At 68.2% G+C, this 2,598-nt stretch carries 3 protein-coding genes; all 3 read left to right on the forward strand.

Annotated elements, in window-relative coordinates; all coding sequences use genetic code 11:
- Positions 1-845 (forward strand): hypothetical protein (locus tag EB084_23430; protein ID NDD31213.1); only part of this gene is annotated, 845 nt, incomplete at its 5' end.
- Positions 846-933: 88 nt separating this feature from the next.
- On the forward strand, positions 934-2,265 hold the full coding sequence (gene glmM, locus EB084_23435; GenBank protein ID NDD31214.1) for a phosphoglucosamine mutase: 1,332 nt from the start codon (positions 934-936) through the stop codon (positions 2,263-2,265).
- A 113-nt stretch (positions 2,266-2,378) separates the two neighbouring features.
- Positions 2,379-2,598, forward strand: a 220-nt coding sequence (locus tag EB084_23440; protein NDD31215.1) for a hypothetical protein, incomplete at its 3' end; no start/stop codon positions are given.

The raw sequence follows: 2,598 nt of genomic DNA on the forward strand, positions 1-2,598 counted from the left end.
TCGACATCAAGACCGATGACGACATGGCTGCCCTGAACGCCCCGGGCACGGTGACCATCACCGTGCGCGGATCGCGCGACGCCATCGGCGGCATCGAGCCCAGCACCATCGCCGCAACCGTCGACCTGCGAGGGAAATCGGAAGGGCTCCTGTTCCCAAGGGTGACGGTCATCCCCCCGCCTGAGCTGAGCGTGGTCACGGTTCAACCGGAGCGCCTCAACATTCGTCTCGTGCCCATCATCACGCAGAGCTTCACCGTCGAGGCGCGCCTCTCCGGGCACGTGGCCCAGGGATACTCGGCCTCTCCCCCCACCCTTCGCACCAGCACGGTCACCGTCAAAGGGCCCAAGACGGCGGTGCAGACGGTCAAGTCGGTCTACGCCGTGGTGACCCTCGACAACACCGAGACCGGCATCATGCAGCGCGTCCAGCTCGAGCCGCGAGACGAAGACGGCAACCCGGTGCACAACGTGGAGATCTCCCCTGCCAGCGAGATCGTCACGGTGAATGTCACGCCGGCCGTCGTTCCCCGGCTGCTCCCCGTGTTTCCCGCGTTCACGGGCAACCTCGCCCCGTCGCTGCGCATGAGCGCAAGCTGGACGCCCCGCATGCTCGCGCTCGTGTCGCCTCGGGGAAGCACCGCACCGCCCGCGGTCTTCGCCGAAGCCATCGACGTGTCACGGTTGCGAACGGGAGACCATCGCTTCACAACCAGGGTGGTCGCTCCCAAGGGCGCCACGCTGGTCAAGGAGAAGGAGATCACGGTGGTCGTGCACGTCAGCAGCCCCGAGAAGGCGGCTGCCGCGGCGGGCGCGAAGAAAGCGCCGCCGTCACAGCCGCACTGAGCGCGGGGCCCCACGCTCCGGCGCGCCGCTCGTGACGCCGCCTCACCTCGTCACGGCCTCCTCAGCGGGGGCCTCTTCAGGAGAATCCATGGGCAAGCTCTTTCGTACAGATGGCGTTCGCGGCCTCGCCAACCGCGTGCTGACGGCCCCCCTCGCCCTGCGCATCGGCGCGGCCTACGGCACGATTCTCGCCGCCCAGGCCGGACAGGCCCGCCCCCGACTCGTGCTTGGACGTGACAGTCGCGTCAGCGGTGACATGCTCGAGGCCGCCTTCGTGGCCGGCGCCTGCTCGGCCGGTGTCGACGTTGACCTTCTGGGGGTCATTCCGACCCCCGCGGTGGCGCACCGCGCCCGTTCCGGCGCGTATCAGGGCGGCGTCATGATCTCGGCGTCGCACAACCCCGTGCCGGACAACGGCATCAAGCTGTTCTCGTCAGAAGGCTTCAAGATCGCCGATGACCTCGAGACACGCATCGAGGAGCTGGTGCTCTCCGACGCGGTGATCGAAGGCCCGGTGGGCCTCGACATCGGACGTGCGCACACCGTGCGCGACGCGGAGACGTGCTACATCGACCACGTGGTCGCACAGACCCCCTGCCGGCTCGACGGGCTGCGCGTGGTGCTCGACTGCGCTTGCGGCGCGGCCTGGAGCGTTGCCGCGCGCATCTTCAAGGCGCTGGGCGCCGACGTGACGGTTCTCAACGACGAACCCGACGGCGCCAGAATCAACGTGGCCTGCGGTTCCACCGACCTGTCGGCCCTCCGGAAGGCCGTGGTGGAGACGGGGGCTGACCTCGGGCTGGCCTTCGACGGCGACGCCGATCGATGCCTTGCGGTTGATGCGAGCGGCGACCCGGTGAACGGCGACCAGATGCTGCTGGCGTTCGCCCGCGCTCGAGAAGACGCAACGCCGAAGATCGTCGTGGCCACCGTGATGAGCAATCTCGGCCTCGAGCTCAGCCTGCGCGACATCGGCTACGAGATGCGCCGCGCCTCCGTGGGAGACCGCTTCGTGCTGGAAGAGATGCTTCGCTGCGGATCAGCCCTGGGCGGTGAGCAGTCGGGCCACATCATCTTCCTCGATGCCGCCACCACCGGCGACGGTGCGCTGACAGCGGCGCGGCTGGCGGCAACGGTGAAGGCGGCCGGGAAGCCGCTGGCCGAGCTGACCCGCATGCCCACGATCCCACAGATGCTGGTGAACGTCACCACGCCGCGAAAAGACCGCCTCGACGAAGACGCCGAGATCGCCACTGCCATCGCGGAGGTCGAGCGTCAGCTCGCAGGGCGCGGCCGCCTCCTGGTTCGTCCGTCGGGCACCGAACCGATGGTGAGGGTGATGGCCGAAGGACCGGACGCAGGTGAGCTCGAGGCGGTGGTGTCACGCCTGGTGGCCCTGATCGAGAAGAACCTGGGCTGAGCAGCGGCTGTCAACGCCAGAATATGAAGAGGTTGTTGCCGCTGTTGCCGGAATGTTGCCATTCTCTTGACGAATTGTGAAACGGTCGTGAATACGGTACGAGACAGATGAGCATGGAAACGAGCGGCAACGTAACCCCGCCCCGCGGTGGCTTCTCGCTCTTCCGATCGGAAGAGGCGCCTGCCGCGCGCGAGCCCATTGCGCAGAGGCCCTCGGTGGCCGAGCAGGGCAGCGACGGCACGATGCTGGGCCGCCTCCTCCGCATGCGAGGCGAGCTCGACGGCCACCTCACCGACATCACCGGCGGCTTCCGCCCTTGGCCCAAGGGCGACC

It is taken from the genome of Pseudomonadota bacterium, assembly GCA_010028905.1.
GTDB lineage: Bacteria > Vulcanimicrobiota > Xenobia > RGZZ01 > RGZZ01 > RGZZ01.